This window comes from Mesorhizobium sp. CAU 1732, from assembly GCF_039888675.1.
Lineage (GTDB): Bacteria > Pseudomonadota > Alphaproteobacteria > Rhizobiales > Rhizobiaceae > Aerobium.
Map to the genome: position 1 here is coordinate 1,663,487 of NZ_JBDQQR010000001.1, position 14,172 is coordinate 1,677,658.

The 14,172-nt window shown below is 62.7% G+C and carries 10 protein-coding genes and 1 tRNA gene; 5 read left to right on the forward strand and 6 right to left on the reverse strand.

Annotated features, from left to right (window positions below; genetic code table 11):
- Positions 1–29: 29 nt before the first annotated feature.
- A complete protein-coding gene (locus AAFN55_RS08150; protein WP_347798353.1) occupies positions 30–1,205 on the reverse strand; it encodes a serine hydrolase in 1,176 nt (391 codons plus the stop codon).
- Between the two features lie 111 nt (positions 1,206–1,316).
- Positions 1,317–2,375 (reverse strand): porin, encoded by a 1,059-nt coding sequence (locus tag AAFN55_RS08155; protein ID WP_347798354.1) that lies wholly within the window; start codon positions 2,373–2,375, stop codon positions 1,317–1,319.
- 406 nt (positions 2,376–2,781) lie between these two features.
- Here AAFN55_RS08155 and AAFN55_RS08160 point away from each other — a divergent pair, with 406 nt between their 5' ends.
- Positions 2,782–4,635, forward strand: coding sequence for an EAL domain-containing protein (locus AAFN55_RS08160; RefSeq protein WP_347798355.1), 1,854 nt, complete (start codon positions 2,782–2,784; stop codon positions 4,633–4,635).
- 206 nt (positions 4,636–4,841) lie between these two features.
- Positions 4,842–4,932: transfer RNA gene (locus tag AAFN55_RS08165), tRNA-Ser, on the forward strand.
- Between the two features lie 317 nt (positions 4,933–5,249).
- Here AAFN55_RS08165 and AAFN55_RS08170 read toward each other — a convergent pair.
- A complete protein-coding gene (locus AAFN55_RS08170) occupies positions 5,250–6,221 on the reverse strand; it encodes a site-specific integrase (RefSeq protein WP_347798356.1) in 972 nt (323 codons plus the stop codon).
- Positions 6,222–6,463: 242 nt separating this feature from the next.
- Positions 6,464–7,504, reverse strand: coding sequence for a porin (locus AAFN55_RS08175; protein WP_347798357.1), 1,041 nt, complete (start codon positions 7,502–7,504; stop codon positions 6,464–6,466).
- Positions 7,505–8,100: 596 nt separating this feature from the next.
- Between AAFN55_RS08175 and AAFN55_RS08180 the strand changes: the two genes are divergently transcribed.
- Entirely contained in the window at positions 8,101–9,162 is a 1,062-nt protein-coding gene (locus AAFN55_RS08180) for a porin (RefSeq protein ID WP_347798358.1), read from the forward strand.
- A 114-nt stretch (positions 9,163–9,276) separates the two neighbouring features.
- On the opposite strand, the gene AAFN55_RS08185 is transcribed toward AAFN55_RS08180, so the two are convergent.
- Positions 9,277–10,173, reverse strand: coding sequence for an alpha/beta hydrolase (locus AAFN55_RS08185; RefSeq protein ID WP_347798359.1), 897 nt, complete (start codon positions 10,171–10,173; stop codon positions 9,277–9,279).
- Positions 10,174–10,216: 43 nt separating this feature from the next.
- Positions 10,217–12,307, reverse strand: a complete 2,091-nt coding sequence (locus AAFN55_RS08190; RefSeq protein ID WP_347798360.1) for a lytic transglycosylase domain-containing protein — start codon at positions 12,305–12,307, stop codon at positions 10,217–10,219.
- 271 nt (positions 12,308–12,578) lie between these two features.
- Between AAFN55_RS08190 and dapA the strand changes: the two genes are divergently transcribed.
- Entirely contained in the window at positions 12,579–13,460 is an 882-nt protein-coding gene (dapA, locus tag AAFN55_RS08195; protein ID WP_347798361.1) for a 4-hydroxy-tetrahydrodipicolinate synthase, read from the forward strand.
- A 25-nt stretch (positions 13,461–13,485) separates the two neighbouring features.
- Positions 13,486–13,959 carry an SsrA-binding protein SmpB gene (gene smpB, locus AAFN55_RS08200; RefSeq protein WP_347798362.1) on the forward strand — a complete coding sequence of 158 codons (474 nt, stop codon included), beginning with the start codon at positions 13,486–13,488 and terminating at the stop codon, positions 13,957–13,959.
- The last annotated feature ends 213 nt before the right edge of the window (positions 13,960–14,172 follow it).

Sequence of the window (14,172 nt, forward strand, 5' to 3'; positions counted from 1 at the left end):
GAATTCGGATTTCGGAGGAGCCGTCTGGGTCAGATGCCCTCGAAGGCGCGGGCGAGTTGACCCAGCATGTCGACCTCCAGCGCCGTCGCGATATCGTCGCTCGCATCGGGACGCGAGGCGGTCTTGGCGATGACGACACGGCTTTTCGGGTCCGCCCACAGCCACTGTCCGTGGATGCCGATACAGGCGAAGCTGCCGCGCCCGTCGCCCACGTCGTACCAGCACGAGCGGTAGCGGCCATTGGCGAACACGGCGGCGAAGTTGCCGTCGACCCAGGCCTGACGGTTTCCGTTGGCGTGGAGATCGGCAATCCAGTCTGCGGGGACCACCGTCGTGCCGTCGGATGCGCGTCCGCCATCCATCACCAGTTGCCCCAGTCGCGCGAGGTCCGGCGCCGTGATGCAGACGCCGCCCGCCGCGCGGGCCGTCCCGACGCGATCGACCGTGACATAGGCCGCGCCGCGCGCGCCCATGGGTGCCCAGAGCTTATCCGCGAGATAGCGGTGGTAGCGAACGCCGGTCGCGCGCTCGATGACGAGGCCGAGCAGATCGGTGTCGGGCGATGCGTAGTAGAAGCGCTTGCCGTGGTCGTCGCCGCGTTTGGCAAGCGTCGCGAGAAACCCCTCCATCGTCTCTTGCGTGGAGCCGGCCCGCTCTGGGTTCCACAGCATGGCACGGCGGTAGCGGTCGAAGGCGCCGCCATCGTCGAGATATTCTTCGTCGAAATCGAGCGCGACCGTCATGTCGAGCAGGTCCCTGACGCGCGCGTCCGCGTAGCCCGATCCGCGCATGGAGGGCACGTAGGTCGGGATCAGGGCTTCGGGATCGAGCAGCCCGTCTCCCGCCGCGATGCCGGCAAGCAGGCCGGTCACCGATTTCGAGATCGAGAAGACGACGTGCGGGCGCACGGGATCGACGCCGTCGGCGACCCAGTCCGCAATGACCGCGCCGTCGCGCATCACAACCAGATGGTCCGTATACGAGCGCTTCATGTGATCGATCGGCGAAATGGCCGTGCCGTCACGATCGCTGAGGCTGATGCTGCTGAGCGCCGCGGGACCGGGCGAGGGCTCTTCGCTGGCGCGGGGCGGCTGGATGTCCGCCACCGGCACGAACTCCGCGACATGCTGGAAACTGTACCGGCTGAAGGGGTGAACGCGCCAGTTTGCGAGCGTGATATCGGCGCGCTGAACGGTTTCGGTCACATAGTCCTCCATCGGGTTGTCGCGTGCCGCTGATAGGCCGTCGCGCCACCGCCAAGTCAACAAAAAACCCGGCGGTTGCCCGCCGGGTTCGTTGGTCCAGGAAGCCTGGAGCTAGAAGGAGCGCTGGAAGCGGACGCGGCCCAGCCAGAAGTCGCTCTGGCCATCGCCGGTCGAGTATACGACTTCAGGCGTGACCGCAAAGCCATCGACCGGGGTGAACGGCACGTTGGCAATGAACTGCCATGCGTCCGTGTCGAACCACTGGGCGCTGCCTGCGAGGCCGATCTTCTCGTTCAGTGCAACGCTTGCACCAGCGAGGACGGACCACTCGGTCACGTCGCCGTAGGGATCGTAGACGTGGTAGATGCCGGGGGTGTCTTCCGAGCTGTAGAAGCCCTGGAGGGTTGCTTCGATTTCCGTGCTCGGAACCTTGAAGCGACCGACGGCGCGCGCGCCCCAGGATTCGGCGTCCATGTCGTAACCGGCGATCGCGCCGATCGAGCCCCAATCCTTCTCGAAGTTGAAGCCGCCTTCGATGCCGACATCGAACTTGTCGCTGGTCTCGATCTCGACGGCAGCGAGGATGGCCGAGAAGCCGTTCTGGTTGGTGTAGGTGTAGGAGACCTCACCCGATGCATAATAGGGATAGGCACCCTCGAAGAGTGTCGGGCCTGCGAAGCCAAGGAAGCGCGAATAGGGGTTCTCGGTCTTGCCGACCAGGAAGGTTCCCGATGCCGTCTCGAGCGAGATGTAGGCGTAGAGCAGGTTGATGCTCGTGAGGCTTCCGATGGTTACGTCGCCCGTGATCGGATTCTCAAATCCCACGCCGGAGTACCAGTCGAACTCGACTTCGGCATAGCCGGTCAGCGTGCCCCACTCGGTTTCGTTCTTCACCGAGAAGTTCGGTGCGAAGCGGGCCATCTTCGTGAAGCTGTAGCCGCCATCTACTCCGCCGAACTCGTCGTAGAGCATTTCGTAGCGCATATAGCCGCCGATCTTCAGGCAGTTCTCCGTGCCCGGGATGTAGAAGTAGCCGGCGCCGTACATGTCGCAGATGCGCACATATTCCATCGGCTCCGGTTCGGCGATGACGATCGCATCCGCCGCGCGTGCGCTCGAAACAGCGACCAGCGCCGCTGCCGAACCGAGAAGAAGGCCCTTGATGTTCATTCTGAATCTCTCCGATGAAACCATGATCAGCATGGGCCGCCCCGGCCGGTTCCGCGCTTGGGAAGAGTGCGATACGGAAGCCTTTGTGTCCCGACCGAATCTTTCCGGGATTTGCCGGCTTCATTCAATCGAATTTGCATGCCCAACCCGCCGGTTTCAGCGCGCGGGAAGCCGACTGTGTCGAAAATGTTACGAGTGTGTGATGATTTTTTGTGCATTGCGCGGTCGCTGCATCGATTAAAACGTTTTCGCACCAAATGCGCCCGCTGGCGGATAGGTGTATGCTGGCCTCGATAACGGCTGCTTTGCCTCTTCAATCAACGAATCCAAGGCATGCACTTGACGCTTCTTTAAGCTGACAGGGCCAAAATCGGCCGATAGAGGACTCTCGAAAGAGCCTGCCACAATGCAGACGAGCCGCATCGCTGCTCTCTTGAACGCACTGCAAGGCGAGATCCTCGGGATGATCGCCTATGGCGACCCTGTCGCCAGGATCGCGGACCTGATCTGTCGAAGGGTGGGCGAGACTCAAAACGGCGTCATCTGCTCGATCCTGGGCGTCGATCCGGAGGGACGGCTGCGGCCGCTGGCGGCGCCCTTCCTGCCGCGCGCCTACTCTCGTGCGCTCGATGGGCTGCCGATCGGGCCGAATGTCGGTTCATGCGGCACCGCAGCCTTCAGGGGCGAGCCGGTCGAAGTCCACGACATCGAGACCGATCCGCTTTGGGACGACTACAGACATCTCGCTTTGCCGCCGGGTCTCAAGGCGTGCTGGTCGAGCCCGATCAAGGCGCGGGACGGCAACGTGGTCGGCACGTTCGCATTCTATTACGACACGCGGCGCGGTCCCGACTCATTCGATCGCGAGATCGTGGCGCATTGCACGCAACTCTGCGCGATCGCGATCGAGCACCAGCAACTCTTCGCGCAACTGCACAAGGTCGCCTATCTGGACGCGCTGACGAAGCTTCCGAACCGCGCGAGCTTCAATCTCAGGCTCAACCAGCTCACCCGGCTCGATCGACCGTTCGGCCTGCTCGTGGCAGACCTCGACCATGTCAAATCCACAAACGACATGCTCGGCCACGAGGCGGGTGACGCGCTGATCAGGGCGGTCTCGCGCCGACTGCTGGAGTTCGGTGCGGACATGGAAGCCTATCGCCTCGGCGGAGACGAATTCGGGCTGATCCTGCGCAATTGCGCCTCGGGGGTCGATCTCGCGCGCATGGCGGACGAGTTGATCCGCAACATGGAGATTCCCGTCCAGCATCTGGAGCACGCGATCCCGGCCTATGTCACCGTGGGTGGTGCGCTCTTCGAGCCGGGGGCGATGGATGCGGATACGCTGCTGCAGAATGCCGACTTCGCCCTTTATCATGGCAAGGCCACGAACCGTGGCGGTTTCGCTGCGTTTCACCAGGGGATGCGCACCTCGATCACGCACCGCATGGCCGTCATAACCCGCGTCGGCGACGCGCTGGCCGCTGGGCGGGTCTATCCCTACTATCAGCCCATCGTGAGGATCGACACCGGCGAGATCATCGGCCTCGAAGCCTTGGCCCGGATCGAAGAGACGGACGGATCGCTCCACGCGGCGGGAGAGTTCGAGGAGGCGTTCAGCGACCCGAGGCTCGCCTATGCGATTACCGGCAGGATGCTGGAGCAAGTGGCGCTCGATGTGCGTCACTGGCTCGATCTGGGCATCGCGTACCAGCATGTCGGGTTCAACGTGACGACCGCGGACTTCCAGCGCGGCGATCTGGTGACACGTCTGGGCGAGGCGTTCGCGGCCGCGGGCGTGCCTCTGAAACACTTCATCCTGGAGGTAAACGAGGCGGTCTTCATGGGCAGCGGCGACAGTTTCGTAGCCGAGGCCGTCAGCGAGTTGCGAAGGCAGGGGCTTCGCGTCGCGCTCGACGATTTCGGCACCGGCTACGCCTCGATGACCCACCTGCTCGACTTTCCCGTCGACATCGTCAAGATCGACAAATCATTCGTCTCACGGCTCATGAATGACGAGCGAAGCGCCATCATCGTGGAATCGCTGATTGCGATGTCCGGAAAGCTCGACATGCGTGTCGTGGCGGAGGGCGTCGAGACCGAGGAGCAGGCCGAGAGGCTGCTGGCGATGGGATGCCGGCTGGGGCAGGGTTTCTACTATTCGCGGCCGGTTACGGCTGCGGATGCGAGCGAACTCCTCATGAGCTTCGCGCAGGGACGCGACGGCAAGTCACTGAAAACGCGCCGGACCGACGCCTGAACCAGGGCCCTCGCGTACCGCGCCGATGTGGGGGCGCCCATAGCGCTATACGGAACCGTTCGCGCCCGTAATCCACGTTTGCCGGGTCGTTTCGTAGCCGGCATGACGACGTACGCGACGTGCGGAGACCGTGGGACGCAGATTCTGCACGTGAACGTCAGTGGCTTGTTGATTGTGCGCGACATTTTCTTTATCGAGCGGGCAACGGAGAGGTGGCCGAGTGGTCGAAGGCGCTCCCCTGCTAAGGGAGTAGGGCTCAAAAGGCTCTCGTGGGTTCGAATCCCATCCTCTCCGCCATCTGCCGCAGATCGCTGCCCACCCATCACGTGCCATAGCGGCCCGCCGATTCCGCGCTCAGCTTGATGGTCTGGCCGGAATTACGACTGATTCAGAGCAAAACGCGGATCCGACCTCTTCCAAGACGTTCGTTGGACGTGATCGCGCTGCTGCAGGCCGGACGTTGATCGCGTCCAGAATTCGCCGCCGACGGAAACGGGCTTGATTTGGCGCGGGCGACCGATCTCACGAGCGGCAGCGCTGCCGGGCAACCTACCGGCAAGTGCAGCGTCCGGGCGTGCTTGGCGGCGGCTCCACCGCAAAAAGGACTTTGGGACCTACCCGGCCACCGCCTCGACGCGACGCGCACGCTTCTCGGTGCGCTTGCATGCCTGGTCCTCGAGAATCACGACGCAACTGTCGAGGTCGTGCGTGGCGAGATGCGCATAGCGCATGGTCATCTGAAGTGTCTGGTGACCCAGCCACATCTGCACGCGTCGAATGTCGATCCCGCCTTGCACCAGCCTCGAGGCGCATGTGTGGCGCAGGACGTGTGGAACGACGTCCTTGTCGTCGCCCAATCCGACGTTGTCCTTGGCGAGATTCCACGCAGCGCGATACTTGTATTGCCTGAGATGGCGAAACGGCCCCTGGGTTCTGTTGCGCTGCAGGACGAGGGCGTCCTGCGCGCGCTGAGTGAGGGGTACGGTCCGGCTGCGGTTCGACTTCGTCAGCCAGAACGTTGCGCGGCCATTGGCGACGTCGCTCCAGCGCAACCCGACGGCCTCGCCGAGGCGCGCGCCGGTGTCCACCAGAAAGATGCTCAAGGCCTTGTACTCGCTCGAGAGCAGGCCGAGCGCGGTGAACAGCGCCAGTTCTTCGTCCCGCGTCAGAAAGCGAATCCGGCCGGCCCGCTCTTTCTGGCGACGAAAGTCAGGCAGATTATGGATATCCCCCATCTTGCACGCCTTCCGCAGCAATTTGCTGAGCGCCGCCATCTTTCGATTGATGGTGGCGTTGCTGTTGCCGCGTTCGCGCAGTTTTCCGATGAGGAAGTCGATGTCCTGGTCTGAAAAGGCGCTCTGCTTTTTGCCGAGCCGGATTTCATCCAGTTCACGTATGAATGAGGTGACGTTGTATTTGTGACTGCCGTGATCCCAGAGCAGGTCTTTGTACTTGGTATACAGATCAGATAGCGAAAATTCCTCGACGACCGAGAAAGACCCCAATGAATACGAGAATTCGTAAGCGGGGAACTGCGCGTTCTGCGACGCGTCATCCTCCCGCTCCAGGAAAGACCTGGCCGGCATGTTATTCCCCCCTTAAATCGTGAGTATTGCTCACGATCTCCCCACCGAAACAATGAGTGCATATTAGAGGGATTGCAAGTGTCTCGAACGTCATTTGGGCGGACTCTTCAAATTTTCGTTATCGATTCCCCCATTTCATTTCCCATCGGGAAAGCATGCCCCCGCAGCTTCCCATTCGCTTGCAAAACGGCCCGACTACGTTTTCGGTGGTCGGGCCGTTCGTTTCTTATCCGTTCGACGCCTTAGAAGCTGCGGTCGAAGCGGAGGGCTGCACGCCAGTTGCTGTCGTCGAAGCCAGCCGGAGCATCGGTCTTCGTGTACTGGATTTCCGGACGGATACGCAGGCCGGAAACCGGACGCCAGTCGAGGCCACCGGTAAGCTGCCAGGTGTCGTCGAATGCGTTCTCGTCGTCGAACCACTGAACGGCAGCCGCAACAGCGAGCTTCTCGTTCACGTTAGCCTTCGCATAGGCGAGGACCGAGATTTCCGACACGCCGCCGAACGGGTTGTCGATCGCGTAGATGCTGTCGCCGCTGCTGTAGTAGGCGTGAGCGCCGACCGAGAAGAGGCCGAACGTTGCGTTCACGACAGCCTTTGCGCCCCACTCTTCGGTGAAGGTGTCATAACCGGCCATGGCGCCGACGGAGCCCCAGCCCTGCGTGAAGTTCACGCCGCCTTCGACGCCAACGTCGAACTTGTTGCTGTTGGCAATCTCGACAGCAGCGATGACAGCCGAGAAGCCGTTGCCGCCGTTGAAGGTGTAGGAAATTTCACCCGAGTTGTTGAAGCCGTAGGAGCCATCGAACGGGCCGAATGGCGAGCCGTAGCCGAGGAAGCGAGCGTATGGGGTGTCGCCCTTACCGATGCGGAAGGTGCCCATGGCCTGCTGCAACTCGATGAACGCATGGTTCACTTCGGTGACGGTCGACGGAACAAGACCCGAGAACCAGTTGAAACGGATTTCGGCGAAGCCGCGCAGCGTGCCCCACTCGGTCTCGGTGCGGACGTCGAAGGTCGGAGCGAAACGCGCCTGCTTCGTGAAGCTGTAGCTGTCCGCGCCCGCGCCGTCTTCGTTGTAGTTCATCTGGTAACGGATGTAGCCGCCGATCTTCAGGCAGTTCTCGGTACCCGGGATGTAGAAGAAGCCTGCACCGTACATGTCGCAGATGCGGACGTATTCCATTGGCTCCGGCTCAGCGATCACGATCGCATCGGCAGCGCGGGCGCCGGTTGCAGCGACGAGAGCCGCTGCGGAGCCGAGAAGAAGGCTCTTGATGTTCATTTTCTGACCTCCAGTCAAGAAAATGAAGGGGCCCGTTAAGGTGCTGATTTCTTTGCGGTATCGATTCTGGGCGGTTCTTTCCGGCGTCAGCTCGGCGACGCGCGGCAGGCCGCTCTATGCGCCGACCGAGCCGATTTGGCCCCAGGGCGCGGCGGCTGGCGGCAATGCTTTTGTCGCTCTTTAGAGGCACGGCAGTGTCCAGTAGCCGCCGATCTGACGGCCTGATCGGCCTCTCGACCCGGTCTCACTGATTCCGAGGTGCATTCTCGCAACGGGAATCACAGCCTGGTGTGGTTGACGGCCCAAATCGGGCCGCGAGGCGCTGTTTCGGGCGCGGCCAGACCCCCGTTCGTTAATGGAAGCTTACCGCGACCCTCCAAATCGTGTCATTTGTGCAACAGGGATTTTGGATCGAATGCCGAATGTGTCCATAGATAGGCAATCCTTGTTGAACGGCGCGGCGCGATGCGTATGGTCGTCTTCGAAGAGGGAGCGCGGTGCGCATCTTTTTCGAAATTGGGGATGGGGCAGGGAAAGCTGTCCTTCAGCCAAAAAAGCCCAGACCCGTTTTTTAACTTTTGACTGGAGGTCAGAAAATGAACATCAAGAGCCTTCTTCTCGGCTCCGCAGCGGCTCTCGTCGCTGCAACCGGCGCCCGCGCTGCCGATGCGATCGTGATCGCTGAGCCGGAGCCAATGGAATACGTCCGCATCTGCGACATGTACGGTGCAGGCTTCTTCTACATCCCGGGTACCGAGAACTGCCTGAAGATCGGCGGCTACATCCGTTACGAAATGCGCTACTCGGATTGGGGTGCTGCTGAGGACGGCGGTGATCGCTTCACGAAGTTCGCTCGTTTCGCTCCGACCTTCGACGTCCGTAACGAGACCGAGTGGGGCACGCTGCGCGGCTTCGCTGAGCTCCGCATCAACTGGGCTTCGGGCTTTGGCGGTTCGACCACCGCGATCCAGCTCAACCATGCGTTCATCGAACTGCAGCAGGCTATGGGCACCTTCCGCATTGGTAAGGGCGACACCCCGTACTCGCGCTTCCTCGGCTACGGCTCGCCGTTCGGCCCGTTCGATGCCGATTACGGCTTCCGCAACTCGGGTGAAGTCTCCTACACCTTCAACGGCGGAAACGGCTTCTCGGCTGTCGTCGCTGCTGTCGAGATCGACTACACCGACCAGTTCGAAGTTGGCGTCGAAGGCGGCGTGAACTTCACGCAGGGCTGGGGCAATGTCGGCGCCATGGTTGGCTATGACACGTTCGCTGACGAGTTCGGTGCGAAGCTTGCCGTCAACGGCAACCTCGGCATCGTCGCTCTCGGCGGCCAGGTGTTCTACAGCAGCGGTGCTGGCTCCTGGTACCGCGTTGGCAAGGACGCTCTGTTCGCGAACGACTCCGAGTTCTCGGCTCTCGTCTATGCCAAGGCTAACGTGACCGAAAAGCTCGCTATTGCTGGTGCGTTCCAGTGGTACGACACCGAGTACAACGCCGGTGCCGACGGCTCATGGGAAGTGACCGCCGGTCTCGACTGGCGTCCGGTCACCGGCCTGCGTATCCGTCCGGAAATCCAGTACGGCAAGGTTGACTTCGTCGGTGGTGGCGATGATGACCGCATCCGTTCGACCATCCGTTTCGACCGCAGCTTCTAATAAGCTGACGGCTTGAACGACGAAGAGCCCGGCGGGAAACCGCCGGGCTCTTTGCTTCATATATAGGGTCGACGTGTGATTGGCCGGCAGATGGCGCGTTGCGCCTGCTGCCCTTTACGATACGGGCGTTGTTTCCGTGCGATCCAGAAACGCTTCGATGCGCTTCGGCAGGTCGCCGGTGTCCAGCATGGGCGCATGGCCTTGGCCAGCCACCGTGATCGTCTCGATGCGGCTGTGCCGCTTGCGCATCTGCGCGAGCGTTTCTGGCGAGAGCAGCATCGACGTCTCGCCCCTGATTGCCAGCACGGGGACGGCACCGAGACCCACGAATTGCGGCCAGAAGACCGGCAGCGGCGCGCTGAGGTCGATGCCTTTCAGCGTCTTCATGAGGTTCGGGTCGAAATCGGGACGGAGTTTGCCGCCGTCCTCGCGATAGATCGCGTGCGCCATGCGGTCCCAATCGGCATCAGCAAGCGCGGGAAAGGCTGCGCCGTTCGCAACCTTGAGGATTTTTGCGGCCTCGTCGAACGTCGCAGCCTTTGGCGCGCGCTCCAGATAGGCGCGGATCTGCGCGAGGCCGGCACCTTCGATGACGGGACCGACATCGTTGAGCACCACCGCGCGCAAAGCGGCAGGCCGCATCGCTGCAAGCAGGAAGATGATCAGACCGCCGCGCGATGTGCCGATGAAGGCTGCGTGCTCGATGCCCAATGCCGTGAGGCCGGCCAGAACGTCGCCCGTCTCGACCATCAGATCGTAGTTCTTCCAGTCGGGATCGTAGGCGGATTGGCCACGGCCGCGATAGTCGAACGCGACGATTTTGCGCGGGAGCCGCGCGTTTCGTGACAGATGAACGGCCAGATCGTGGAAATCGCGCGCATTGCGGGTCAGTCCCGGCAGGCAGACCACCGGCAAGCCGCCGTCTATCTGTTCGCCATAGATGCGCGCGCTGAGCGTCAGGCCGTCGGGCGCCGAAAAGCGGCGCTCCACGAAACCATCATGATCGATCACGTCAGAGTGCGACTGTGCAGCCGCGCCTTTTGAAACCACGATGTCACGTCCGCCCGTCGATCAAATCGTCGGCGATGTCCATGCGCCCCGTCAGCCGCATCTTGTAGACCTGGTAGTTTTCCATCACGCGCTGCACGTAGGTGCGCGTTTCGGTGAAGGGGATGCGCTCGATCCAGTCCACGACGGCGTCGATATCCTTGCCGCGCGGATCGCCATAGCGCTCCATCCAGTCCTGCGCGCGGCGGGGGCCTGCATTGTATCCGGCGAAGGTGAGGATGTAGGAGCCGTCGAAACGGGCCAACTGCTCGTCCAGATATTGCGAACCGAGCGTCGCGTTGTAGCCCGCGTCGGTGGTGAGCTTGGCGGGCGTATAGGCAAGGCCGGCCTTTCGCGCCATGTCCCGCGCGGTTCCCGGCATCAATTGCAGGATGCCGAGTGCGCCGACGCCCGAGCGCGCGCCGACATTGAACTCGCTCTCCTGCCGCGCGATCGCATAGGCAAGCGCCTTTCCGGCGCCCGATATGTTGGCGTTTGCGGGGATCGCGCCGACGGGATGGGCGAGCGATCCGACATCGAGGCCGCGTGCGGCAGCCCATTTGCCGACACGCAGCGCAAGGAAGTGATTGCCACGGCTCTCGGCCATCGCCGCGAGCATGGCAAGTTCGCCGGGGCTTTTCAGATTCTGCGCCAGCGCCCGATAGAGTGCATCGGCGCGGTTTTCGTGACCTGCCTGCTCGAGATATTTGATCGCCTGCACGGCCTCGCGGCGCTCGAACGCGGCGCGTTCCGCATCGCTTGCCGATGGCGAGGTGGTGGAGAGCGTGTTGCGGCCGAGTTTTGCGGCGGCAAGCTGGCCGTAAAAAGCGGTGCCGTAGGATGCCGCGCGCTCGAACAGCGCATTCGCATCACCCGGACCACCGGATTCGGCTGCGCGCCCGAGCCAGTAATAGGCGCGGGACAGCGATATCGGGCCTTCCGCGATCTCGGCGATGCGGGCGAAGTGGCGGGCACCGGTCACGGGGTCGCCCTTGCCGCGATAGGCGTACCATCCGGCGTGAAACTCGGCGTCCACGGCGAGCGCCGGGCTTTCGGCGGCATGGGCTGCCGCGAGCGTGTAGGCGGTGTCGACGTCGCCGAGGTCGAGCAGTTCGCGCGACAAAACGCGCCGCTCCACCCACCACGCATCCGGGTCGACCAGCTTGGCCGCTTCCTTCGGCGCCTTGAGCATGATGTCGGCGGCTTCGCGATACTTTCCGGTACGGCGAAGCTGGCGCGATTCGGCGAAGGTATAAAGTGCGGAGCGCTGGTCTTCGGGCACAGCGGCCAGCAATTTGACCGCTTCCTTGGCATCGCGCGAGACAGCCGCGACGGCTTTTGCCAGTTCAGTCGCGCCGGCGAGTTTTGCCACGCGCTCGGCGGATGCGAGGCGGTCGGCGTAGAGCATGCGCTCCATGCGGAACCGGTGGTCGGCTCTCGGAATGACGCCGCCGAACTCGCGGATGATCGCAGCTTCGTCCTTCGCGTCGAGCCGTTGCATTCGCCAATAAGGCGCCAGGAGCGCCCGCGCCGCATCGGCATCGCCGACAGCGAGGTGGGCACGCGCCAGCAGGATGGTGCCTTCGGTCGTCTGCGGCTTGGATGGGCCGAACGCGTCGAGGACGATTCGTGGACCGGGATCCTCGCGATAGAGCGCGCGCTCGGAATTGACCCGCAGCGTCGAAATGCCCGGCCAGCCGGTCAACTCGCGCGCGGCTGCGGTGATCTCGCCGCTCGTAACGTCGGCCCCGCCCTGGGTCGCGATGGCCCAGGTCAGGATCTTGCGATCGAGCGACGTTTTCGGGAGGTTGTTGCGAACGAGGCGCGCTTGCGCCAGATCGTTGGCCGAAAGCGCGTCGAGCCCACTTTTGAGCTTGGAGATACTGCCTGTCGTCGCAAGGTCGGCGGCCATGCGGGGCGCCGTGGCGGCCAGCACCGAGCCGGTCTTCAGGGCGCTGTCGATCGCAGAGCCGGCAGGCGATTGCGGGCGCGCGAAGGGCAGGGGCACGATCTCGGGCAGCGCGGCGTTGGCCAGCGCGAAACCGGGCGTCAGAAGCAGGGCGATGCCGGCAAGCGCGACACGGCTGGTTGAGAGCATTGGCTGTCTATCCCTTGTGCAGGAATGGTACGAACGGGATGGGCATGCTGCAAGCCTGGAACAGGCTGGTGAAGATAGAGTAAACGAAAGGTTATCGTCGCGCTTCCGGCGCTCCGGGCTGGCCCACGCGAAGCCGTTCCGTTAGCCAGTTTCGGCTGCGTCTTGCCGCATGGAAGTGTCAAGACTATGGTGCGCGACCGCGCGCTGGGCTAGAAGCCCGCGTGTCGTATCATCACGCCGTGCTACAGGCCGGCATCCAGGAGTTCGCATCATGTTCAGAGGGTCACTTACTGCGCTCGTCACGCCGTTCACGCGCGATGGCGCCCTCGACAAAGATGCGTTCCGGGCTCTCGTCGAATGGCAGATCAAGGAAGGCACGAGCGGGCTCGTTCCCGTCGGCACGACCGGTGAATCGCCGACGCTCAGCCACGCCGAGCATCGCGAAGTCGTGAAGATCTGCGTCGAGGTTGCGGCCGGCCGGGTTCCGGTCATCGCGGGCGCCGGCTCGAACAACACCGCCGAAGCGATCGAACTGGTGAAGCATGCCGAAGCCGTCGGCGCGGATGCGGTTCTCGTGGTGACACCGTATTACAACAAGCCGACCCAGCGCGGTCTCTACGCGCATTTCGCAGCCGTCGCGCGGGCGACCAGCCTGCCGATCATCATCTACAACATCCCGCCCCGCTCGGTGATCGACATGACGCCGGAGACGATGGGACGCCTTGCAGCCGAGTTCAAGAACATCGTCGGCGTGAAGGATGCGACCGGCAAGGTCGAGCGCGTGTCGGAACAGCGCATCACCTGCGGCAAGGATTTCATCCAGCTTTCGGGCGAGGATGCGTCGGCACTGGGCTTCAACGCCCATGGCGGCGTCGGCGCGATCTCGGTCACGTCCAATGTCGCGCCGCGCCTGTGCGCCGAATTCCAGGAAGCGACGCTGAACGGCGACAAGGAGAAGGCGATCGAGCTTCAGGATCGGCTGATGCCGCTTCACAAGGCGATCTTCATCGAGCCGGGCGTATCGGGTTCCAAGTATGCGCTGTCGCGCCTGGGGAAGATCGAAAACCATGTGCGTTCGCCGCTCGTCACCGTGGAAAGCGCGACGGCCGAACGCATCGACGCCGCGCTGATCCATGCGGGGCTATTGAACTGACGCGCCTCGGGCGCGTTTGGGCGACATGAACAAGAAATCAGATCCGAACAACAAGGTTGCGGCTGAAAACCGCAAGGCACGCTTTTCCTTCGAGGTGATCGACACCTACGAGGCGGGCATCGTGCTGACCGGCACCGAAGTGAAGTCGCTGCGCGAAGGCCATGCGAACATCCAGGAGAGCTATGCCTCGGTCGAGGGTGGCGAGATCTGGCTGATCAACTCCTATCTGCCGGAATATCTCCAGGGCAATCGCTTCAACCACGAGCCGCGCCGCCGCCGCAAACTTCTTCTGAACAAGAAGGAGATGGCAAAGCTTGCGCAGTCGGTCGATCGCGAAGGCATGACCATGGTGCCGTTGAAGATTTACTTCAACGATCAGGGACGCGCCAAGCTTCTGCTCGCGATCGCCCGCGGCAAGAAATTGCACGACAAGCGCGAGACCGAGAAGAAGCGCGATTGGGCGCGCGAAAAGGGCCGGCTCCTCAAGGAGCGCGGTTAGGTTCCACGAACCGCACCGATCGCGTTTCCCCAGACGTTTCTCCGACCAAATTCATATCTTGCCCGCGATCTACCTCGAATAGTTGCGGTCAATTGACGCTTTACATGAATGCGGCCAGTTGACAGGCCGAAGCGTGTGGGCGGACACTTCGTGTGAGTGGTCTGACGAGGCTCCTTCTTTCGAAACTGCATAAGAACCGGGCATGCGGGGTAG